The organism is Enterococcus sp. 22-H-5-01, from assembly GCF_050310005.1.
Taxonomy (GTDB): Bacteria; Bacillota; Bacilli; order Lactobacillales; family Enterococcaceae; genus Enterococcus_A; species Enterococcus_A hailinensis.
Genome location: NZ_CP189993.1, coordinates 1,149,471 through 1,172,420, shown reverse-complemented (window position 1 = coordinate 1,172,420; position 22,950 = coordinate 1,149,471). Strand labels below are relative to the sequence as shown.

At 37.3% G+C, this 22,950-nt stretch carries 23 protein-coding genes, 1 tRNA gene, 1 pseudogene and 1 riboswitch; of the genes and pseudogenes, 16 read left to right on the top strand and 9 right to left on the bottom strand.

Annotation, left to right across the window (positions count from 1 at the left end; genetic code table 11):
• A complete protein-coding gene (locus ACQKTA_RS06010; RefSeq protein WP_427813120.1) occupies positions 1-861 on the bottom strand; it encodes a pyruvate, water dikinase regulatory protein in 861 nt (286 codons plus the stop codon).
• Positions 862-944: 83 nt separating this feature from the next.
• On the opposite strand from ACQKTA_RS06010, the gene ACQKTA_RS06005 reads away from it, so the two are divergent.
• The 11 genes from ACQKTA_RS06005 to glyS all read left to right on the top strand — a co-directional run bounded on the left by ACQKTA_RS06005 (position 945) and on the right by glyS (position 12,053).
• Positions 945-1,382: a Fur family transcriptional regulator gene (locus tag ACQKTA_RS06005; RefSeq protein WP_427813119.1), complete on the top strand. Its 438-nt coding sequence runs from the start codon at positions 945-947 to the stop codon at positions 1,380-1,382.
• A 138-nt stretch (positions 1,383-1,520) separates the two neighbouring features.
• A complete protein-coding gene (rpsU, locus tag ACQKTA_RS06000; protein WP_002356740.1) occupies positions 1,521-1,697 on the top strand; it encodes a 30S ribosomal protein S21 in 177 nt (58 codons plus the stop codon).
• Between the two features lie 20 nt (positions 1,698-1,717).
• A complete protein-coding gene (locus ACQKTA_RS05995) occupies positions 1,718-2,161 on the top strand; it encodes a GatB/YqeY domain-containing protein (RefSeq protein WP_332581134.1) in 444 nt (147 codons plus the stop codon).
• Between the two features lie 170 nt (positions 2,162-2,331).
• The gene (locus ACQKTA_RS05990; RefSeq protein WP_407855463.1) at positions 2,332-3,336 is read left to right on the top strand and encodes a PhoH family protein; all 1,005 of its coding nucleotides are present in this window, start codon (positions 2,332-2,334) and stop codon (positions 3,334-3,336) included.
• A 14-nt stretch (positions 3,337-3,350) separates the two neighbouring features.
• Entirely contained in the window at positions 3,351-5,555 is a 2,205-nt protein-coding gene (locus ACQKTA_RS05985; protein WP_427813118.1) for an HD family phosphohydrolase, read from the top strand.
• On the top strand, positions 5,555-6,028 hold the full coding sequence (gene ybeY / locus ACQKTA_RS05980; RefSeq protein WP_427813117.1) for an rRNA maturation RNase YbeY: 474 nt from the start codon (positions 5,555-5,557) through the stop codon (positions 6,026-6,028). Before ACQKTA_RS05985 ends, ybeY begins: the two co-directional genes overlap by 1 nt.
• Positions 6,006-6,401, top strand: a complete 396-nt coding sequence (locus ACQKTA_RS05975) for a diacylglycerol kinase family protein (protein WP_332581138.1) — start codon at positions 6,006-6,008, stop codon at positions 6,399-6,401. Before ybeY ends, ACQKTA_RS05975 begins: the two co-directional genes overlap by 23 nt.
• A 94-nt stretch (positions 6,402-6,495) precedes the next feature.
• Positions 6,496-7,395, top strand: coding sequence for a GTPase Era (gene era / locus ACQKTA_RS05970; protein WP_427813116.1), 900 nt, complete (start codon positions 6,496-6,498; stop codon positions 7,393-7,395).
• Positions 7,396-7,478: 83 nt separating this feature from the next.
• Entirely contained in the window at positions 7,479-8,258 is a 780-nt protein-coding gene (gene recO, locus ACQKTA_RS05965; RefSeq protein WP_427813115.1) for a DNA repair protein RecO, read from the top strand.
• A gap of 827 nt (positions 8,259-9,085) precedes the next feature.
• The gene (gene glyQ, locus ACQKTA_RS05960) at positions 9,086-9,973 is read left to right on the top strand and encodes a glycine--tRNA ligase subunit alpha (protein ID WP_427813114.1); all 888 of its coding nucleotides are present in this window, start codon (positions 9,086-9,088) and stop codon (positions 9,971-9,973) included.
• 1 nt (position 9,974) lies between these two features.
• The gene (gene glyS, locus ACQKTA_RS05955; RefSeq protein ID WP_427813113.1) at positions 9,975-12,053 is read left to right on the top strand and encodes a glycine--tRNA ligase subunit beta; all 2,079 of its coding nucleotides are present in this window, start codon (positions 9,975-9,977) and stop codon (positions 12,051-12,053) included.
• A 37-nt stretch (positions 12,054-12,090) separates the two neighbouring features.
• On the opposite strand, the gene ACQKTA_RS05950 is transcribed toward glyS, so the two are convergent.
• The 4 genes and pseudogenes from ACQKTA_RS05950 to ACQKTA_RS05935 all read right to left on the bottom strand — a co-directional run bounded on the left by ACQKTA_RS05950 (position 12,091) and on the right by ACQKTA_RS05935 (position 16,480).
• Positions 12,091-13,032: an AEC family transporter gene (locus ACQKTA_RS05950; RefSeq protein WP_427813112.1), complete on the bottom strand. Its 942-nt coding sequence runs from the start codon at positions 13,030-13,032 to the stop codon at positions 12,091-12,093.
• Positions 13,033-13,080: 48 nt separating this feature from the next.
• Positions 13,081-15,011: pseudogene (locus ACQKTA_RS05945) on the bottom strand (fructose-1,6-bisphosphatase).
• A 9-nt stretch (positions 15,012-15,020) separates the two neighbouring features.
• Complete coding sequence (locus tag ACQKTA_RS05940; protein ID WP_332581145.1) at positions 15,021-15,839, bottom strand: pyruvate, water dikinase regulatory protein; 819 nt, start codon at positions 15,837-15,839, stop codon at positions 15,021-15,023.
• Positions 15,840-15,850: 11 nt separating this feature from the next.
• Positions 15,851-16,480 carry a helix-turn-helix transcriptional regulator gene (locus tag ACQKTA_RS05935; RefSeq protein WP_427813111.1) on the bottom strand — a complete coding sequence of 210 codons (630 nt, stop codon included), beginning with the start codon at positions 16,478-16,480 and terminating at the stop codon, positions 15,851-15,853.
• 232 nt (positions 16,481-16,712) lie between these two features.
• Here ACQKTA_RS05935 and ACQKTA_RS05930 point away from each other — a divergent pair.
• Positions 16,713-16,784 (top strand) — tRNA-Glu (locus ACQKTA_RS05930).
• Positions 16,785-16,872: 88 nt separating this feature from the next.
• On the opposite strand, the gene yidC is transcribed toward ACQKTA_RS05930, so the two are convergent.
• Complete coding sequence (gene yidC, locus ACQKTA_RS05925; RefSeq protein ID WP_427813110.1) at positions 16,873-17,808, bottom strand: membrane protein insertase YidC; 936 nt, start codon at positions 17,806-17,808, stop codon at positions 16,873-16,875.
• Between the two features lie 104 nt (positions 17,809-17,912).
• Positions 17,913-18,185 carry an acylphosphatase gene (locus tag ACQKTA_RS05920; protein ID WP_427813109.1) on the bottom strand — a complete coding sequence of 91 codons (273 nt, stop codon included), beginning with the start codon at positions 18,183-18,185 and terminating at the stop codon, positions 17,913-17,915.
• A 147-nt stretch (positions 18,186-18,332) separates the two neighbouring features.
• Here ACQKTA_RS05920 and ACQKTA_RS05915 point away from each other — a divergent pair, with 147 nt between their 5' ends.
• The 4 genes from ACQKTA_RS05915 to efp all read left to right on the top strand — a co-directional run bounded on the left by ACQKTA_RS05915 (position 18,333) and on the right by efp (position 21,099).
• Positions 18,333-19,097 (top strand): TrmH family RNA methyltransferase, encoded by a 765-nt coding sequence (locus tag ACQKTA_RS05915; protein ID WP_427813108.1) that lies wholly within the window; start codon positions 18,333-18,335, stop codon positions 19,095-19,097.
• Positions 19,098-19,225: 128 nt separating this feature from the next.
• A complete protein-coding gene (locus ACQKTA_RS05910; protein ID WP_427813107.1) occupies positions 19,226-19,723 on the top strand; it encodes an HD domain-containing protein in 498 nt (165 codons plus the stop codon).
• 137 nt (positions 19,724-19,860) lie between these two features.
• The gene (locus ACQKTA_RS05905) at positions 19,861-20,439 is read left to right on the top strand and encodes a YczE/YyaS/YitT family protein (RefSeq protein WP_427813106.1); all 579 of its coding nucleotides are present in this window, start codon (positions 19,861-19,863) and stop codon (positions 20,437-20,439) included.
• Between the two features lie 96 nt (positions 20,440-20,535).
• Complete coding sequence (gene efp, locus ACQKTA_RS05900) at positions 20,536-21,099, top strand: elongation factor P (protein ID WP_332580904.1); 564 nt, start codon at positions 20,536-20,538, stop codon at positions 21,097-21,099.
• Positions 21,100-21,148: 49 nt separating this feature from the next.
• Here efp and ACQKTA_RS05895 read toward each other — a convergent pair whose 3' ends face one another.
• Together ACQKTA_RS05895 and ACQKTA_RS05890 are read right to left on the bottom strand one after the other, a co-directional pair.
• Entirely contained in the window at positions 21,149-22,048 is a 900-nt protein-coding gene (locus tag ACQKTA_RS05895; protein WP_427813105.1) for an oligosaccharide biosynthesis protein Alg14, read from the bottom strand.
• A 176-nt stretch (positions 22,049-22,224) separates the two neighbouring features.
• Positions 22,225-22,770 carry a folate family ECF transporter S component gene (locus ACQKTA_RS05890; protein WP_332580902.1) on the bottom strand — a complete coding sequence of 182 codons (546 nt, stop codon included), beginning with the start codon at positions 22,768-22,770 and terminating at the stop codon, positions 22,225-22,227.
• A gap of 26 nt (positions 22,771-22,796) precedes the next feature.
• Positions 22,797-22,898, bottom strand: a riboswitch (THF riboswitch).
• Positions 22,899-22,950: the final 52 nt, after the last annotated feature.

The window sequence follows — 22,950 nt, the reverse complement described above, 5'->3', positions numbered from 1 at the left end:
TCAGCTTTCTGCATCTTCTTCCATAAAGTAATAGCTGTGATCGTCAAGATTTAAAGCATTCATGATCATGGCAGCTGTTTCTTCGATTGAAAGTGTTGCTACATTGATAATCTCACAGCCTAATTTATGGTAAAGGTCATGAGCAAATTTTAATTCAGCTTGGATTTTTTCACGATCGGAATAGGCTGTTTCAGGATTCAGGCCGTAAGCACGCATGCGTTCTTTACGGATACCGATCAACACTTCAGGATCATTGGTCAAGCCAACAATTTTTTTCGGATCGATTTCAAATAATTGTTTTGGAATGTGTGCTTGAGGAATCAAGGGCAGATTCGCTACTTTTAAATTTTTATTAGCTAAATATAAACTTAAAGGTGTTTTTGAAGTCCGTGAAACGCCTAGTAACACGACATCTGCTTCTAGAAAACCACGCGGATCTTTTCCGTCGTCGTATTTTACAGCGAACTCCATCGCTTTGATTCGCTTGAAATAATTATCATTTAAATGGTGTAAGGCACCGCGTTCACCAGAAGGATCGAGTTGAGCACGTTTTCCGATTTCATTGACTACAGGATTTAGTAGATCCATCGTGAATAAATCTTCATGAGCACAAAATTCTTGCGCGATTTTTGAAAGTTTTGGATCGATCAATGTATAAATGATCATGCCATTTTCTGCTTTAGCATCGTTTAATGCTTTCATAAGTAATTCTTCGCTGTGGATAAAGGTTCGTCGAAACAAACAAAATTCAACGGTCGGATATTGTGCCATCGAAGCTTGTGCTAATTTAGAAGCAGTCTCTCCAGCAGAATCGGAGATGATAAAAATAGTGACTAAGTCATTTTGTTTTTCACTGTCCATAAAGTACTCCCCCTTGCAATCGATAATAATCTATTATACCATACAGGTTGTTCGGAATCATTACACTTGAAATGAGGGATATTATGGAACAGACGACGTTGTTGGAAAAAGCCTTAGTAAAGGTAAAAGAAAATGGTTTTAAATATACAAAAAAACGTGAGACATTATTAGACTATTTGATCAAACGTAATCGATATGTATCTGCTCGTGAAGTTTATGATTACTTGAATGAACAATTTCCGGGTTTAAGCTATGATACAGTTTATCGTAACTTGAGAGAATTTTGTGAGATTGGTTTGATTGAAGACACTGAACTGCAGGGAGAAATGAAATTCCGTTTTAGCTGCAGCGGGAATTTTGATCATCATCATCATTTTATTTGCACGGTTTGTGGTAAGACTAAAGAGATCCACATGTGCCCAATGAACTTCTTTGAAGAGCAATTAAGCGGATGTGAGATCGAAGGACACCGTTTTGAATTGTTTGGACGCTGTGAAAATTGTCAAAAACTTAATGAATAAATTAAAAATTAAAATCATCGGGCACCTTGACTCAAAATAGCCCATTAGATATAATGAGTTATGGACGGTCTTGTTTTTTGAAAGTACATTTCAATAACAAAAACGGTTACATTTCAAGCCCGGAGGGAGGGAATTTATATGTCAAAAACAGTGGTTCGTAAAAATGAATCTCTTGACGATGCTCTTCGTCGCTTCAAACGTTCCGTTTCAAAAGCAGGGACTCTACAAGAATCTCGCAAACGTGAATTTTATGAAAAACCAAGCGTGAAACGTAAGAAAAAATCAGAAGCAGCTAGAAAACGTAAGAAATTCTAGTTTGTGATTGGAGTGATTCGATGTCACTACTTACTACCTTGAATGAAGACATGAAGCAAGCGATGCGAGCAAAGGATAAAGAGTCTTTGCAAGTGATCCGGATGCTTAAAGCTTCGATTCAAAATGAGCAGATCAAAAAAGGTCAGGAATTAGATGATGAAGAAGAATTGACCGTTTTATCTCGTGAGATGAAACAACGTCGTGATTCTTTGACTGAGTTTGAAAAAGCTGATCGCACCGATTTGGCTGATAAAGTCAAAAAGGAAATCGTAATTGTTGAAAAATATCTGCCGGCTCAACTTTCAGAAGCTGAGATTCGTGCAATTGTTCAAGAAGCAATTACAAAAACAGGAGCGACTTCATCAAAAGAATTTGGTAAAGTGATGGGTGCAGTGATGCCGAAAGTCAAAGGCAAAGCCGATGGCAATCAAGTTAATGCAATCGTTAAAGAGCTTCTACAATAGCAGCAATCATGAGCCGAGAGAATTTTCTCTCGGCTTTTTTTTGTCGGTGTAAAAAACTATAAAACTTTGAATAATCTCATACTTAAATAACTAAAGAGTTTATGATTTTTTTAGTAAAAGTTTAGACAATTTTTCTTTTATTTAGAGTGTGGTATTATAGGAAGGAAGTGATGAAACGAAGGGGAGAACGCTTGTTGAATAACAACGATTTTGAGTCGTTAGAAATAAAGCTTGATGGCAAAGACGACATCAGTATGCTTTTGGGAACCCATGATAAACATGTAAAATTTTTAGAAGACAATACCGAGACAACGATCAATACACGCGGTGAGACCATTCAGATTATCGGACCTAAAGAGGAAGTTAAGTTGGTAGTGGAGATCATTCGTGCGTTACAAATTTTGATCGATCGCGGGATTAAAGTAGCCACACCCGATGTAATGACGGCACTACGTTTAGGGCGTGACAATCATTTAGACGAATTTGTAATGATGTATGAAGAAGAATTGTTAAAAGATCGTAATGGTAAACCAATTCGGCCTAAAAATATTGGACAAAGTCGTTACATTGCAGCAATTCGAAAATCCGATGTTGTTTTCGGTGTCGGACCAGCTGGGACGGGTAAGACATATTTGGCCATCGTCATGGCAATTGCAGCTTTGAAAAAAGGAGAAGTCCAAAGAATTATTTTGACTCGACCGGCAGTGGAAGCGGGAGAAAGTTTGGGCTTTTTACCAGGAGATTTAAAGGAGAAAGTCGATCCGTATTTACGTCCAATGTATGATGCACTACATCAAATTTTTGGGATGGAACATACGAATCGTTTATTAGAACGTGGAGTAATCGAAATTGCGCCACTTGCTTATATGCGTGGCCGTACTTTAGATGATGCATTCGTCATTTTGGATGAAGCGCAAAATACGACGATCTCACAAATGAAAATGTTCTTGACTCGTTTAGGCTTCAATTCTAAGATGATCGTGAATGGTGACACATCACAAGTCGATCTACCGAAAGGGCAACTAAGCGGCTTAATCCATGCAGAACGAACATTACGAGGAATCAAAAAAATTCGTTTTGTAAGTTTTGAAGCTGGAGATGTCGTTCGTCATCCCGTTGTCGCAGAAATCATTGAAGCGTATGAGCATGAAAACTTGAAGAACAACAAAGGCTAGTTAGGAGGAATGGGATGTTAAATCGACCAATCAACAACTTGCTGAAAAAGTTGGGTTCAAAGTTTATTTCGATCATTTTGGGGATTTTTTCGCTTATTTTAATCTTGATCATGATGACAAGTGTCATCCAAAAAAGTGTTGACTACAAAGAGGGACAAGTAGCTACGGAAAGTATCCGTGCCAACAAAACGATTGAAAACAAAGCTGAAACAGAGCAAAAACGGCAATTAGCAGAAGAAGCAGTGACACCAGAATACACCTATCAATCTGATTTGGCTCAAACGCAACATGATCGTATCAGTCAATTGATCACATTGATAGAAAAATCAAATAGCGAGTTGGATAAAAATTATCAAACAAAAGTTTCGCAAGCCAAAGATGGGGAAAAGATTCCTCTGCCTACGACAGATGAGCGAGTAGCGGCAGTGAAAAAGAAGTTTGAAGGTTTAGATCAGGATACTGTTACTTTCTATCAGCAGTTTCCGGATGAATTCTATCAAGTCGCTGTACAGTTGAGCACAGCAGATTTAGAAAAAGTTGAAACTGAAAGTTTGAAACTGATTGATGAACAAATGGCTAAACGGATTCGTCAAAGCGATCTTTCTGGCTATAAGCAGCAAGCGTCAGAGAGTATTCAAGCATTGTCTTTGTCCGATCAATCAAATCAAGTCATGCGTTATTTGATCGATCTGGGTATCGTGATCAACGATACGTTGAATCAAAAACGAACGGATGAATTAAAAGAACAAGCGAGTGATTCAGTTCAGCCAGTGATGATCTACCAAGGTGAAGTGATCGTCCGTGAAGGAAGTCAGATTGATTCGAACGCGATCAATAAATTGAAATTACTAGGACTAACAAGTTCGAGTACCTCCGTTTTTCCGATGATTGCTATGGTATTAGCTGTCTTATTACAAAGCGTTTTACTGTGGTTCTATAGTCGTCAATTCGATGTAGAATTTCAGCGTGTCCGCTTTGTCTTGTTTTATAGTGCCACGATGATTATCGGTATTTCGATTATGAAAATCTTGCAAGTCCTTCAAAATAGCAATGCGAATAATTTGGCATTATTTTTCCCGGCTGCATTTATGCCGCTGATTTTAACGGTGTTTGTTAATCGCAGGGCAGGAGCATTATCAGCTGTATTCCAATCGGCTTTCGCACTATTGATCTACTATAGCGCTGTGGGAACCAATATGTTGCCAGTCATTTTGATGACATATATTTTTTCTGGAATCCTAGCTATTATGGTCAAACAACAACGATTATCTGATCAAATCAAACAAGCGCTTTTATGGATCGTGGCTTTTCCGATTGTTTGGTCCGTTGTTTTGAGTGTTTATCAAGGATTATCTTTTGCGGATAGTAAAACGTGGGGGCTATTGTTAAGTGCAGTAGCTGCCAGCATTTTATCTTTCACCATGGGGATGGGGTTACAGCCATATATCGAATTATTAGTAACAGACAGTGGAGTGATTACGTTGAATGAATTAAGTAATCCGAACCATCCGCTGTTGAAACAATTGTTAGAAGAGGCACCTGGAACCTACCATCATTCTATGATGGTAGCCAATCTGAGTGCCAATGCGGTTGCTGAAATTGGCGGTCGCTCACTGCTGACACGAGTTGCTTGTTATTATCATGATATTGGAAAAATTCGTCATGCGAACTTTTTCGTCGAAAACTTGCCGACTGGAGCAGAGAATCCACATAATTTCTTATTACCAGAAGATAGCAAACAGATTATTTTTGGACATGTGATCGAAGGGGCAAAAATTTTAAAAGAATATAATATGCCTCAAATGGTGATCGATATTTGTTGTCAACACCATGGAACAACGTTAATGAAATTCTTCTATTTCAAAGCAAAGGAACGAAACCCAGAGATAACTGAGGCAGAGTTTCGTTATCCGGGGCCTAAACCACAGACACGAGAAGCTGGTGTGGTTAATATTGCGGATAGTTGTGAAGCAGCTGTCCGAGCAATGGATCATCCATCCATCGAAAAGATCAGAGAGTTTGTGCATAACTTGATTGAAGAACGAATCAGCGATGGCCAACTAGATGAGTCGGGTTTGACCTTAAAAGAGATTCGAATCATTGAAAAATCATTGATCAGCGGCTTGAGTTCTACATTCCATTCAAGGATCAAATACCCAAGAATGAAATCAGAAGCTGAAAAAATGAAAGAAGAGCAAGAGAATAAAGGAGAAGCATAATGGATATAACTTTTATTGATGAAACAGAGCAAGTCTCTGAGGAAAAAATCCAAGAAATCGATAGTATTTTACAATTTTCGGCGGATCATTTAGCGTTGCCGAAGGATACAGAAATGTCGGTGACTTTTATGGATAATGCGGCGATCCAAGTGATCAATCGTGATTATCGTGGAAAGGACGCACCAACAGATGTGATCAGCTTTGCCTTAGAAGAAGAAGGTGAAGGTGAAGTTCCGATTATCATGGATGAAGAAAATCCAATGCCCCGGAACCTTGGAGACATCATGATTTCGATTGAACGTGCCAAAGAACAAGCCGAAGATTATGGCCATAGCTTCGATCGCGAATTAGGTTTTCTTGCCGTTCATGGATTCCTGCATATCAATGGCTATGATCATATGACGCCTGAAGATGAGAAAGAGATGTTTGGTCTACAGAAAGAGATATTAGATGCCTATGGACTTAAAAGATAAAACAGAGAAAAATAAGCATTTTATCACTTCTTTAGAATTTGCGTTACAAGGTATTCGAACGGTTTTTCAGGAAGAACGAAATATGCGTGCGCATGTTGTGTTTGGTCTAATGGCGATTTTGGTCGCTTTCTTACTTCGCGTTTCTGTATTAGAATGGTTATGGATCTTTTTAGCGGTTTTTCTTGTTTGGATAGTGGAAATCATCAATACGATCTTTGAAAATGTTGTTGATATGGTCACGGATTTTCATTTTCATCCAATCGGAAAAAAAATCAAAGATATGGCTGCTGGAGCAGTATTAGTAACCTCGGCTTTCTCAGCAATCGTAGGTGCGATCATTTTTCTGCCTAAAATCATCAAGCTTTTTCTTTAAATTTTTTTAGCCCACATGAATTTGCAGTATTAGGCTTTACGAAAGCGTACGTGCGTAAATCGTAAAGTCTTTCTTAAACGAAAGGAATTTATTTATGACAGAACATAAATCTGGCTTCGTAGCCATCGTTGGTCGTCCAAATGTCGGTAAATCAACATTATTGAATCGCATCGTAGGTCAAAAAATCGCGATCATGAGTGATAAAGCTCAAACAACTAGAAACAAAATTCAGGGAGTCTATACGATTCCTGAAGCACAAATCGTTTTTATCGATACTCCCGGAATCCATAAACCAAAACATCGTTTAGGCGATTATATGGTAGAGATGGCTTACAGTGCGTTGCGGGAAGTAGATGCGATCATGTTCATGATCAGCGCAGATCAAAAACGTGGACGCGGAGATGATTTCATCTTGGAACGTTTAAGCAAACAGGAAGTCCCGGTTTATCTAGTCATCAATAAAATCGATACGGTTCATCCAGATGCTCTGTTAGCCATTATTGATGATTATCGGACAATCATGGATTTCAAAGAAATTATTCCAATCTCAGCGACCGAAGGAAACAATGTTGAACATCTTTTAGATGCATTAGTAGACCAAATGGATGAAGGTCCACAATATTTCCCAGATGATCAAATTACCGACCACCCAGAATACTTTATTGTTTCTGAATTGATTCGTGAAAAAGTTTTAACATTAACAAGAGACGAAGTTCCTCATTCAGTGGCAGTTGTTACTGATTCAATGAAACGTGATGAGAATGATAAAGTTCATATTCAAGTAACGATCATTGTTGAACGAACAAGTCAAAAGGGAATCATTATCGGTAAAGGTGGTAAGATGCTGAAAAATATCGGTATCCAAGCCCGAAAAGATATTGAAACATTGCTTGCGGATAAAGTTTATTTAGAGCTTTGGGTTAAAGTCCAAAAGGATTGGCGCGATAAACAAACTTACCTACAAGATTATGGTTATCGAAAAGACGATTATTAAGTCGCTAAAAAATGATTTGATCGGAGGAAAGGATGTGGCGTAGTGTCACAGCCTTTTTTCTTACTTGAGGAAGGTGAACTGACATGGCTCAAATCGGTGAAACAAGAGGAATGATTTTGTTTAGTCGAGATTATAAGGAAAAGGACAAATTGATCAAGATATTTACAGAATCCGTGGGCAAAGTCATGTTTTTTGCTAAAGGTGCTCATCGGGCGAATAATCCATTGCAAACAGCGATCCAACCATTTACTGAAGCTGTTTTTATTGGAAATTTAAAAACAGATGGATTGTCATTTTTGAATAGTGCCAAAGAAATACAGCCGTTGCGTAAATTGCAAGAAGATATCTTTTTAAATGCGTACGGTTCTTATATTTTAGGGTTAGCAGATGCAGCTATTGAAGACCATATTTATGATCCAGCATTGTATGGATTTACAAAAGATGCGCTCCAACGAATGAATGATGGAGCTGATGGCGAAACGATCATGAATATTTTTGAAGTTCAGATCATGCAACGTTTTGGTGTCGCTTTGAATTGGCAGCGCTGCGGAGTATGTGGAAAAACGACCGGTGCTTTTGACTATTCATCAAAATATAGTGGGGTATTATGCCAGGAACATTGGTCAATGGATCCACATCGTTATCATGCAGATCCACGAGCAGTATATTTTATTCGCATGTTTAATAGTATCAATTATGATGCTATCAATACGATCAATTTAAAACCTGAAACCAAAAAAGCGATCCGCCAAACATTAGATCAATTATATGATGAATCTATCGGTCTGCATTTGAAGAGTAAAAAATTTATTGATCAAATGAGTGAGTGGCAAGATGTTTTAAAACCAAAAGAAGAAACATAAGCTTAAAGTCTATTGAGGCTTCTAAGCTTATGTTTCTTTCTTTAAATAGTGCAAAAATAATGCTCCAAAGTATACCACCGATAAAAGATAAAAAGAAATAAACGAAAATTGATAAGTCAGAAACAGGATTCTGATATAAAACAAGTGAAGCAAACGTTCCAACAATAAACAAATAAAAGATGTACGCAGTGATGCGTAGATAAATGGACATAAAAAAGTTGAACTCAAGTAAATAAGTAAGTACTAGAAAAGCTAGCATACTGATCAGCTTGAAAAAGATTTTGCTCGACCAATCATTAGTAAATAATTCAAAGAGCCACTGAATGATGAAGCTTCCGAAAAAAAGAATGATATAATAAGTCAACCAACGTTTCTTTTTTGAAAATATTCCATAGACACCTTTCGTTGATTTAGAATGGCAGATAATTAAAATAGTACGTTTAGTATAGCAAAAAAAATAATAGTAAATCGGTTCAATTTTTCAACTAGTCCATTTTATTTGATGAATGATTTGACAAAAGGGGTCTGGTGTCGCTATTATAGTAACAAGTTGAATAGGTGCGAAGATCAAATTTAAAATTTGTGGAAATCATAGCGAGTCAGGGATAGTGAGAGCCTAACATGGAAACAGATTTGTATTGGCGTTTGTGAGCACACATGAATAAAGCTGCCAGGTATTACTTGCTTGGAAGTAGGGTGGAACCGCGTTGATAATACGTCCCTATGTCGATTTTTCGGCATAGGGACTTTTTGTTTTTATCTAACCGTCCATTCATTCAAACAACTGGAACGATCACGTACATAGAAAATTTATAGGAGGAAACAAAATGAGCAAATTAACGGTGCAAGAAATGATTTTGACGTTACAAAAATTTTGGTCAGATAATGGCTGTATGCTGATGCAGGCTTACGACACAGAAAAAGGAGCGGGAACAATGAGCCCGTATACTTTTTTACGTGCGATCGGTCCTGAACCATGGCGTGCCGCTTATGTCGAACCTTCTCGTCGTCCGGCAGATGGTCGCTATGGTGAAAACCCAAACCGTTTGTATCAACATCATCAATTCCAAGTCGTGATGAAACCTTCACCAAAGAATGTCCAAGAATTGTATTTAGAAAGTTTACGTTTATTGGGCATCGATCCTTTAGAACATGACATTCGTTTTGTGGAAGATAACTGGGAAAATCCTTCCATGGGTTGTGCTGGTGTTGGTTGGGAAGTTTGGTTAGATGGAATGGAAATCACGCAATTCACTTATTTCCAACAAGTCGGCGGCTTACAATGCCACCCGGTCACTTCTGAGATCACGTATGGCTTAGAACGTTTAGCTTCATATATCCAAGAAGTTGAAAGTGTCTACGATCTAGAATGGAGTTCAGGTGTTAAATATGGTGAAATCTTCAAACAACCAGAATATGAACATTCAAAATATTCATTTGAAGAAAGCAATCAAGAAATGTTGCTAGAAAATTTTGATAAATTTGAAACTGAAGCGAAACGTTGTATCGATGAAAACTTAGTACATCCAGCGTATGATTACATTTTAAAATGCAGCCATGCATTTAATTTATTAGATGCTCGCGGAGCTGTTTCTGTTACAGAACGTGCGGGTTACTTAGCTCGCATCCGTAATATGGCTCGTGCAGTAGCAAAAATATTTGTCGCAGAACGTGAAAAATTAGGCTTCCCATTATTGAATCAGGAGGGCAAATAAGATGGCGAAAAATCTATTATTAGAAATCGGTTTAGAAGAAATGCCAGCCCATGTGGTTTGGCCAAGTAGCAAACAATTAGAAGAAAAAGTAACGAAATTTCTGACTGACAATAGTCTAACTTTTGAATCGATCGAAAGTTTTTCTACTCCTCGTCGCTTGGCAATTCGTGTAACGAATATTCCAGAACGTCAAGAAGACGTCCAAGAAGAAGTAAAAGGTCCAGCTAAGAAAATTGCTTTAGATGCTGAAGGCAATTGGAGCAAAGCGGCCCAAGGATTTGTTCGCGGCCAAGGACTAACAACAGAAGCAATCACTTTTCGTGAATTGAATGGTGTGGAATATGTTTATGTAACGAAATATATCCATGGTAAAGAAAGCAAAGAAGTATTGACTGGGCTTGTGGATGTCGTTAAAGGATTGAATTTCCCAACAATGATGCACTGGGGCGAAACGATGTTTGAATACATTCGTCCAATCCACTGGATCGTCGCTTTACTAGATGAAGAAGTGATTCCATTTGAAGTTCTAGACGTTCAAACTGGTCGTACAACTGAAGGCCACCGTTTCTTAGGTGACCAAGTAGAATTAGCTGATCCAAGCGAATATGATGTGAAATTAACTGAACAATTCGTGATCGCGGATGCACAAAAGCGTCAACGAATGATCCGAGAACAAATCGAAGCTATCGCTGAAAAAAATAAATGGGTCATTGATTTAGATCCAGAATTATTAGAAGAAGTAACTAACTTAGTGGAGTATCCAACGGCTTTTGTCGGCGACTTTGAAGAACGCTTCTTGTCGATCCCCGAAGAAGTATTGGTAACTTCAATGAAAGAACATCAACGTTATTTTGAAGTTCGCAATCAAGCAGGGATGTTATTGCCGCACTTTATTTCTGTCCGTAATGGGAACAGTGTCAAATTAGACAATGTCGTGAAAGGCAATCAAAAAGTATTGGCAGCCCGTTTAGAAGATGGTGAATTCTTCTATGAAGAAGACAAAAAATCATCGATCGAAGATTTAGTGGAAAAATTAAAAAATGTAACGTTCCATGAAAAAATCGGTAGCATGTATGAAAAGATGAAACGGGTCGGATTGATCAGCCAAATCATCGGGAAACGGATCGGCCTAAGCACCGAAGAACTAACCGATTTAAAACGTGCAGCTGAAATCTATAAATTTGATTTAGTAACAAATATGGTTGGTGAATTCCCAGAATTACAAGGGATCATGGGTGAAAAATACGCATTGTTAAAAGGCGAAAAAACAGCCGTTGCGACAGCTATTCGTGAACATTACCAACCAATCTCTGCCGAAGGTGAATTGCCGCAAACAGCAATTGGAGCTGTTCTAGCTATTGCAGATAAATTAGATAGTGTTTTAGGATTCTTTGCGGTTGATATGATTCCAAACGGTTCAAACGATCCTTATGCGTTACGTCGTCAAACATATGGAATTGTTCGGATCATTGAAGCTCAAGGATGGACATTCCCATTCACAGATCTTCAAGGAGCTGTAGTTGATGCTATTAATGAAGATGAATTGAATTATGGAATCCATTTCAATCGTGATCAAAAAGAATTTATTGAATTCTTCAAAGGTCGCTTACGCCAACGTCTACAAATGCATCATGTGCGCCATGATATCATCGATGCAGTAGTAGAATCAGAGCAAGATGATATGGTCCAAATTTTCCAATCTGCACAAATTTTTGAGAAACATATCAGTGATGATAATTTCAAAGAAACGATGGAAGCTTTGACGCGTGTCATTAATTTAACAAAGAAAATGGAACCGACTACGATTACTTATCAAGTAGACCCAGCACTCTTTGAAAATGATAGCGAGAAAGAATTATATGCCGCTGTCAAAGAAGCCAAAGATGAATTTGCCAATCAAAGTATGGCTGAAAATTATCAAACATTGACTAATTTACGTCCAGTAATCGAACGTTATTTCAATGATACGATGATCATGGTCGAAGATGAAAAGATTCGTGACAATCGTTTAAATCAATTAGCGATTATCGCGCACATGGCTAATGCTTTAGCTAGCATCGATAAAATTATGACTAAATAAAAAAATGCCTTCGAGTGTTATTACTCGAAGGCATTTTTTATAAAATCAATTTAAGCAACAGAGGAATATACGCCAAGTAGAGTAAAACCGAATAGCCTAAAGCAGAAGCCGCAAAAGGTTGATCGGCTTGATACGAGCGGGCTAAAATCGGGACTGAATTTTGGACTGGCATGGCTGATTGGATTATAAATACAGAAAGCATCAAAGGTGAAATTGAGATCCATTGACCTAATAGCCATACGATCAAAGGTGAAAGCACATACCGACCGAGTAATACACCAATGATATCTTTATTGAGTGTTAAATTTTTGATTCCAACATTGTAAACGATGATCCCAATGATGAACATCGATAGTGGTGTAGTCAAATTAGCTAGATAACTTAAAAAAGTAGCGAAAGAGTCGGGAACCGAAAGATTTAATAAAACAAGACAAAGGCCTAATAAAAATCCCATTAGTGCAGGTGAGAAGACTTTTTTTAAGATAGGCAGCAAATGAAAATTAACAGTTGCTTGTTCGATTTGAGGATTATCGCGAGCAATAAAATAAATACCTAAAGTCCAAAAAATCGTCGTATTGACAATATAATAAAGCAATACATAAGGGACTGCTCGTTCACCAAAAATCGCTAAGTTGATCGGTAATCCGATAAAAATCGTATTTGAACAAGTAAACATTGTAGAAAAAGTTCCTCGGCGATGTGGAGAGATATTGAAGACCCGCTGATAAAGAAAGCTGATCACAAACGTCAGTAACATGGACAACAGTGGGATGATCATTCCACTCACTAATTGTAAAAATTCAGCACGTGAAAAATTTTTCGTGATCGTTAAAAACATATTACACGGCAAGGCAATCTGTAAAACGAGTTTGGAAAAAGCATCACCGATTTGATTGGAAAACCACTGTTTATAGGTTAAAAAATAGCCGATAAACATTAAAATAAAAATAAATAGAATATTGATATAAGCTGCAATCATTTTTTCACCTCGCGTTCAATATACCGAAAAAAACAGATTCCATCAATCCTAGATGAAATCTGTTTTCTTTGTTTGATAGGCTAATAAACCATTTAGATTATCAATTTGTTCTTGCAGTCCTTCACCAACTGTCGTGTCTTTGATCATGTTTCGTGTAAGCTCACGATCGATCACTCGTTTCAAAGAGGTCTCATCGGTTTGTTTGTGCAATAAGTTTTCGATTCAAACGGATCATGGGTCACTAGTTGAAAGCCATAGGAATTGTTCAGCAAAGAGTAACCTGCGATGCCGGTCGTTTTTTGATAAGCTTTTGACAAACCACCATCAATAACAAAAAGTATTCCATCACCTTTGATTGGTGATTCGCCGCTTTTTACTTTGATCGGTGTATGTCCATTGATGATGCGAGAGTTTGGCGAATACAACGCAAATTCTTCTAAAATCATTTTACAAGTCTCTTGTGTGTCTCGGTATTGATAATAAGGATTTTTGACTTCTTTGTGCGTTGCTTGATCAGCGATAAAGTAACGTTCAAAAGTAGTCATGGCACTTTTACCAAATTGTGGTGAGATTTTTCCAGACCAACAATACCAGATCCAGTCCGCTTCTGAACTATCCGTGTGCTGTTTTTGACAGCCTAAACGAATTTTTTCTTCGAAAAAAATCAATAATTCTTTTCCGGTATAGGCATGGTCAGCAACATTTAAAGGAAGAAAAGTACCATTTTTTTTCAAAGGTAAACAGCCATGGAATAATAGGTGTTGATTATAAACTAGATACATCGACCCTTTATCTAATAATAATTGGATGTGTTCTTGCATCTTGATCGATTGTTGAAAAGATGACAATAACATATCGACCACATATTCTTCTTGTTCAGTCAAGGCATGGACGTCTGCTTGGATCGTTTGGAAACAACCACCTTGTAGCGGATATTCTTTACCATTTAGTTCAATCGTCTCAGCTTTGAAATCAATTTTCTCTAATAGTAAACGATCATCCATTTCAAATTCTGGTTGCCGTTTGATCAATTGGCCTTCTAATTTAAATTGAAGAATAGCCAAGGCTTGGTGGACTTTTTCTAAACTATCACTACTTTCAATCAAGTATTGATCACTGCTGCCTTTAGGTTTGAAGCTTGGATTTTTTTGATAGTGTTCTTCAGCATACATAAATAAAGGTCGTAGATTCAATGCATAGGCTTGTTCGATTTCATATAGATAATTATAGCGTGCCGCAATTCTAAGCAATGTCAGCAAGCATGCTCTCGAACCCGCATATGCTCCAATCCATAAAATGTCGTGGTTGCCCCACTGGATGTCTAAAGAAGGACGTTTGGCTAGCTTATCGAGAATTTTATCTGCTTCTGGCCCACGGTCATAGATATCACCAACGACATGTAAATGATCTACCACTAAGCGTTGGATACTTTGACAAAGAGCGGTAATAAATACTCCACCTTGATTTAAATCTAATAAGTGGGACAATATTTGATCAAAATAGGCTGCCTGATCATGGTAACTCGTATCCGTGTACATCAATTCTTCAATGATATATGCATATTGTTTCGGCAATGCTTTGCGCACCTTAGAACGTGTATATTTAGTGGAACAAAAAGCTAATAGCTCTAGTAATTGACGGATTTTTTTGCGGTACCATGAACGGTCTTTGTGAGAAAAAAAGTGCGCATCTTTTAGTGCTTCTTTCGGATAAGCAACCAGGATCGCCAATTTATTTTTCTCGTGTTCAGTCAAACGATCACCGAATAATAAGCTGATTTTTTCTTTAGTATTTCCAGCTCCCGTTCGCAGAATATGATCAAAAGCAGTGAACTCCCCATGAATATCACTGATGTAAAGTTCGGTTCCTTTTGGCAGATGCATGATCGCTTCTAAGTTGATTAATTCGGTCATGATTGCTTCAGGGTTACTAAATTCTTTTTCTAACATTTGATAATATTTTTCACGGGTCGATAGCATAAGCTCCTCCTAATCGTGCCAGTTATTGTCTAGATGTTCGCAAATCAAAGTAGCAGATTCTTCAATCGATTTGTTCGTGACGTCTAAAGTGAAGGCACCTAATTCATCATAAACGCTTAAAGCATAATCAACTTCTTCTTTGATCCGATTGATATCAGAATAACGAGAATTTTCAGCTAGGCCTAATGAATGCAGGCGGCTCATGCGAATTTTTTTCTGCACATCAGGTTCAATGACTAAACCAATGATTTTTTCTTTTGGAACATGTTTGATTTGTTCTGGTAAAGGAACTTCAGGGATCAACGGTAAGTTCGCAACTTTTAAACGTTGATTTGCTAAATACATGCTTAAGGGTGTTTTAGAAGTCCGAGAAATTCCTAAAAGAACTAAGTCAGCTTCTAAAAAGCCTTTTGCATCTTTACCATCATCATATTTGACCGCAAATTCAATTGCAGCGACACGATCGAAATATTCTTGATTTAATTTATGAACGACACCAGCTTTACGCATTGGTGCAACACCAGATTTTTGGTAAATGATGTCCATAAATGAACTCATTAGATTGATGTATTGCAATCCTGTCCGCTCACCAAAATCTTCGACGATCTTAGTTAGGTTTTCGCTCACTAAAGTAGTAACGACGACTGCACCATCTTTTAATGCATCGCTGAGAATATTGTGAAGCTCCTTTTCATCTTTGGTGAAAGGAAAGCGATAAGACAAGTCAAATTCGACAGTTGGAAATTGTGCTGTTACAGCATTAACTAGTTTGAGTGATGTTTCGCCGACTGAATCAGAAATCATGTATAAAGGAACACTTTTTTTCATTCTTTTTACTCCTATCGATTGGTTTCAGTTTGTTTTGCTTGTTGCATAATATAATTAAAAATCCGTGATTTAGTGATTTTTCCGATCACTTTTTTAGGATCTTCCTCATTGACAACGGGCAAAGAATCGACTTGATAATCTAATAAAACAGCACCAGCTTCTAAAACGGTATAATTTTTGGTACATGTCCGAAGGTGTGGGGCACGAGTCATAACAACAGCAACCGGTGTATTTTGAAGATTGCTATTCAGCGACGCACGCAACAAATCTTTTCGTGATAGTAGCCCTACTAAATGCTGGTCATTATCAGTCACATAGATTGATCCGACATCATACATAAACATATTTGTGATCGCATCATGAATCGATGTATCTTGTGGAGTCAAAAGGGGCGACAGCATGATTTCTTCGACTTTGACAGAGAAGATCTTATCAAATAAAAATTGTTCGATCCCTGCACCAGTATAGGTATAGCCAACTTTGGGGCTGGCTTCTAATATACCGGCCATCGTTAAGAAAGAAAGGTCTGTCCGCAAAGTAGCGTGAGAGATTCCTAAATGTTCGGCAATCTTTTCACCACTTAATGGTTGATCGCGTTTTACAATCTCGATGATTTGTTCTTGTCTTGATGATAGATTCATAAGTCCTCCTGAATAATAATGAATGATCGTAGTTACTATTCATATTACTAAATTATTTTTACACCTACATTCGAAGCAATCTATTCGAATGATGAATACACAACCTATTATACACGTTAAAAGCATATAAACAACGTAAATAGATTAATAAGCACATATTTAATGAGTGAGAAAAAAGGGTAAATCCTTTCTAAAAATTAAATTTAGCAGTATACTATTTTTTGTTGGACATAACCTGTTAGTCAAGGGGTCAAGACGCCGCGTTCTCAGCGCGGAGGCACGGGTTCAAATCCCGTACAGGTTATCATTGTAAAAAAAAAGACGGCTCTTAGGAGTCGTCTTTTTTTATTTAAAGAAAACCACCAGCACTATTTAGCGCTGGTGGTTATTTATTATTTATGTTGTTGCTTTCCGGCGTTACATCCGTTGTTCGTATTTTTTTTGTTTTTAGGTTGATTTAGATTTGCTGGTTTTGTTTTCACAGGTTCAGCTTTTTTGATTGTTGGCGTAACAACTTGTTTTGGTGGATTTTTCTTTAAGTCTTCTTGAACTTTTGCTTTGATACGAGGACGCATCAAGACATTTGTAATAAATGTTTGCAAACAACTAAAGACCCCGCCGACTACCCAATACAAAGCAACTCCGGCTGGAGAAGTGAAGGACATGAAAACGATCATCAATGGAGATGCGATCATCATACTGCGCATCGTTTTCTTTTGTTCTTCTGGAACACCGATCAATGAAATATAGCCTTGTAATAAATAAGCGATTCCGACAACTACTACTAAGATCATACTTGATTTAGATAAATCGATCCCTAAGAAAGTAGAGTGTTGCATCCCTTCAGAAAAACGAGCTGTATAGTACAATGCTGAGAAAATCGGCATTTGAATCAATAAAGGTAAGCATCCGATTCCGCCCATCATACTCATATTGTTTTCTTTATAGACAGCTTGAACTTCACGTTGGGCTGCCATTTGTTCTTCTTGAGTGGATGCTTGTTTTACTTTTGCTTGAGCCGCATCGATTTGTGGTTTGATCGCTTGCATTTTCTCTGTTTGAATCAATGATTTTTTGGATTGGTGGATTCCTAAAGGTAAGATGATCAAGCGGACAATAATCGTCAACACGATGATCGCCAGACCGTATGACCAATTGAAGTTGTGAACCATCCAGTTAAGGAAATTTTCTAAAGGAACTACCAACGTCCGATACACGAGACCGGATGTGTCAGGGTTCCCATTTTTATCCGATCGAACACAACCCGAAAGGAGTAAAAGGACACCTAGCAAACCGGAGCCTAAAAGCCAATTTTTAAATTTAGTCATTAAATTCTTCCTCTGCTAATAAAAATTTATACAGGAATTACTATACTAGATAATACAAGCCTTTTCAATCTAATTTGAAAAAATCAGGGAACCTTGTTAATTTTTTAATAGACGACTTTAAATTGGTCATAATCTTTGATTGTAGCGTCTTCTTGCTGTTCGATATGTGCAACTTTGGCGAAAGGATTTTGCGGTTGTTTCAGTTTCTCTAAAAATTGCTGGATCTGTTCATTGGTGCCAACAGCTTCAATCGTTACACTGCCATCGCTTTCATTTTTAACAGTTCCTGTTACGCCGATTTCAGTAGCAATTTGCTGAGTGGTATAACGAAAACCGACACCTTGGACACGTCCAGTCACATTCAAATGTATTTTCATAAAAAAACCTCCTTATTTATTTTCTTATCTTCTATGATAGCGATTTTTATTAGTTGTTACAAGAATTCACGTGCTATAATGGCATGCGGAGCAACAAAGTAAAGAATATTTAAATAGAACAATCAATTATCAAGCGGGGTGAAATACTTGAAAGAAATCCAATCAAGTAAAAATGCACTAATCAAAGAAACTAAAAAATTGCAACAAAAAAAATATCGTCAACAAACAAAGAGCTATTTATTGGAAGGTTTTCATTTAATCCAAGAGGCAGTAGCCGCAAATATTCCTTTAAAAGAAATCTTTATCAATCAGCGAGGATTAACCGAATGGTCTGAGTGGATCGAAAACAATCTAACAGAATATTATATTGTGTCAGATGAGGTTTTAAAAGTATTAGCTAGCCAGCCAACACCACAAGGAATCATTGCGATCGCTGAGATTCCAGAAATCAAAAATGAAATGGAACTTTCTGGTGCTTGGCTTTTATTAGACAATGTCCAAGATCCGGGAAATGTTGGGACGATGATTCGAACTGCAGATGCAGCTGGATTTTCTGGGGTCGTTTTGGGACAAGGAAGTGCTGATTTATACAATCCTAAAACATTACGCAGTACTCAAGGCAGCTTATTCCATTTAGCAGTGATCAGTGAAGAATTGAGTGAATTGATTCCACGATTCAAACAAGCTGACTCAACTGTTTATGGAACAGCATTAGATAAAAATGCCAAATCTTATGCAAGTGTAGAACAGTTAGAAGACTTTGCCTTGGTTATGGGCAACGAAGGTCAAGGGATGTCTGAGGAACTTTTAGCGATGACCGACCAGAATTTATATATTCCGATCAAGGGAAAAGCAGAGTCTTTAAACGTAGCGATTGCTGCAGGTATTGTAATGTTCCAATTGATAAAATAAGTCTTTACAATTTTGTAACTGTTATTAAGGAACTGTTAAACTTCGTACTTAGCTAGATGGAAGCCTATCCAACTTTTTCTAACCGTGCTATAATTATTGTCAGAAACAAGAAAAGGGGCATTTAATCTATGGCGGAAAACTGGCGTGAAGACGAGGAATACGTTTCCTATATTGAAGATTTACTAGCCACTGAAGAAGTACAAAAGTTAGCAAATTATACTCAACATATGAATTCGACTCGCTTAGAACACTCTATTAGTGTTTCATATAATAGTTACAAATTAGCCAAACAATTCCATGGAGATGCAAAAGCAACAGCTCGTGCAGGATTACTTCATGATTTGTTCTATTACGACTGGAGAACGACAAAATTTGATGAAGGCTCGCATGCTTATATGCATCCGCGAATTGCAGTCAAAAATGCGGAAAAGATCACAGAATTATCTGAGCTTGAACGCGACATCATCATCAAACATATGTGGGGAGCAACGATTACTCCGCCAAAGTACAAAGAAAGTTACATCGTGACGATGGTAGACAAATACTGTGCAGTCAAAGAAGCAGCGGAACCTTGGTTAGAAAAAATCAATCGTTATAAATTGCGTTTAAAGAAAGAATGGAACTAATTTTTAAATAAAAAATGATGAGGCATCAAACAAAGACTTGTTTGATGCCTAATTTATGCGTTAAAATAGCATTTTAAGAGAAAGTGAGGCGTAAGATTATCAAACCAAATATAACGAAACAAATTATATTCACAATTGTGGGGACTTTCATCGCTGCAGTAGGTGTTCGTCTGATCGTTGTCAGCGGCTTAGGCGCGGATGCCATCAGTACATTAGTATTAGGGATTCTGCAACATGTATCTGTTCAATTTGGAACAGTCAGTATGCTGTTTAATGGGATCATTTTGATTGTAGTTTTCTTTTATGATCGAAAGATGATCGGAATAGGCAGTATCATCAATAGTTTTGGCTTAGGCTTTTGTTTAAATATTTTAGATTGGTTAGGGATTTTACACACGATCCCGAGTGGAACAGCTTATCTATCAATTATTACAGGATCGATTATTTTTGGTATCGGAACCGGAATCTATTTATTAGCAGATGCGGGTTCTGCGGCGTATGAATCATTGATGATCTTACTTAAACGTCTGATCAAAAGCTCGGTCAAAACGGCTAGAATCATATTAGATGCGTTGATCTTTTTGACTGGTTTTTTATTGGGCGGCCATATCGGATGGGGAACATTAATTGTCTTACTATTGATGGGACCTTCATTAGAAGTAACCTTGAATCAATTACCTAAACTAAAATTTTTCCGGATTCAAGAAGCAAAATAGCTTCAATAATTTTTCCTAGTAAGTATAAACGTTATTTGCTACAATGAATAAGGTTCATTTCATAGAAAATGATATACAAATGAGGAGTGTTTATTAATGATTTCAGCAAGTGATTTACGAGCAGGCATGACTTTCGTACAAGACGGAAAATTAATCAAAGTATTAGATGCTAGCCACCACAAACCAGGTAAAGGGAATACAGTTATGCGTATGAAATTACGTGACGTACGCTCAGGTTCTACGTATGATACAACGTTCCGTCCAGAAGAAAAATTTGAAAAAGCAATGATCGAAACAAAAGCAGTACAATATTTGTACAGCCAAGATGATATGGCAATTTTCATGGATTTAGAAACATACGAACAATATGAAATCCCAGTTACTACAGTTGAAGAAGAAATGAAATATATTCTTGAAAACATGGAAGTTAAAATTCAATTCTTCGGCGACGAAGTTATTGGCGTAACTTTACCAACTTCAGTTGTCTTAAAAGTGGTTGAAACACAACCATCAATCAAAGGTGCAACTGTTACTGGTTCAGGTAAACCAGCGACAATGGAAACAGGATTAGTCGTAAACGTCCCTGACTTTATTGAAGCCGGCGAAATGCTAGAAATCAATACTCAAGAAGGTACGTACCAAAAACGTGCAAACAAATAATTAAAAAAAAACAGCCAAAACTTTTTGAAAGTTTTGGCTGTTTTTTTATTTATAGCGCACTTTGATGAGCCATCAGCTCTGGGTAATATTCAAATTCAGCAAAAATTTGAGCATCATGATCGATAAAGCGTTTGGCCCAATTTTCTGCTTCGAAAAAGGACAAAATCATTGGATCAACCGGTTGATAAGGAATATTCAAGAAAGCAGTCAATTTACTTAGATCGGTTTCAAGCATAAATATATTTCTAGCATCATAAAGTCGATAATAAGGCAGCATTTCATTTGCTGTAATCAATTTTTTTTGGAGAAAGATCGATTCAAAGGTCCGCAATGTGACACCGTATTGTCCAGCTCGTAAAATCTCTAAAATAGCTTGGCTATTATTGACTAATTTTAGGTACTCGCTGTAAGGTAAATAATCCGCATGTTCGTTTCCATGGCCAGAAAGAATATGATAGAGCGGTTTAAGTCCTAATCGCTCAAATTGCTTTTTCAATGCTAAAGCTTGTTGTTTTCTTCCATTGTCATTAGCACCAAAAAAAATATCATAGTCAAAATGTTGAGCAGGTGACGCGATCGCCTGGGTATAAAAGGAACTATTATGCAATAAACCTAGATCGCGAGCTTCCAATGGATCAAAATGATAAATACTGTCGATGGCTGGTTCTTTTTGTGCGGCATTTAGTTTTCGGTAATGTTCCAGTTTGAAATGGTTCCAGAAAAATAAAATAATTTTTGCTTTTGTAAAAGGGCGAATCTTAGCTGCCATCTCGACTTCGAAACCATAGTCTAAAAAAATAATCAAATGAAAATTTTTTAGATAAGACGCTGAAAAATCTTTTTTGGCATTAAGCAAATCTTTCCCTGAACAAACACTGATATTTTTTAAGGCAGGGAAAAAGTACAGCGATGAATCTTTAGCAACTAACAACACATCAGAATTATTCATATTTCTCCCAGCTTTCTAAATAGATTTGTCTAATCATAGCGCGTTCCTCAATCATTAGCGATCAATCCGCTTGAGAAGAAAGGTACAAAAAAAGAAGTCAGCGCTAATACTGACTTCTAATGGGATTTTTTATTATGCAGCTGAAAATACTCAGCTTAAAGGTTTGATTATTTATTTTAATGAGCACGGTTAAAACGTGCGATCCATTGTTTATACGGGAGTACGCCGCCTAAGAAATAAGTAATGACGATTTGGATAGGAATCCAAATAACTGTTTTGATCAGACGCGGTGCCCAAATCAACCAACTATTCAAAGGAACATGATACATCATCGCCAACCACAACGGTGTCAAAATCAAGTTGATCAAAATCGTGGTTGCTAAAACAGATTGAATCGAATTTTTCCAAGTGATTTCTTTTTTATAGAAGAAATAACCATAGATAGCCCCTTCCAGAAAAGCATTGATAGTAAAACCAATAAAGAAGGCCGCTTTTGAAAAAAGTGCCATACCAATAAAATCAGCAATTACAGAACCAATTCCTGTCCATAAAGGCCCAAAGAGCATCCCCATGATAATTTCTGGAATGAATGTAAAACTGACTTTTAAAAATTGGGTCTCAATTCCTAATAAACGAGACAATGTGACCATCATGGCGATCAATAACGCCATTGTTGTGATGCTTCTAGCATCGAGGTGTTTCTGATTTTTCATTTCTAGCATCTCCTTATAGAGCTGCTACATCTGCATGCAGCGAATGCGAAAATAAAACCGCAGACCAAACCAAGTCTTTCGTCCAAAGGGCAACATCCCATCCCTTCAGCACTTAACGCTTTATTTCCTACTCTGATTTATTTTAAGGGAAAGCCCCGCAAAAATAGTAGCACAGAATCAAATAGTAAA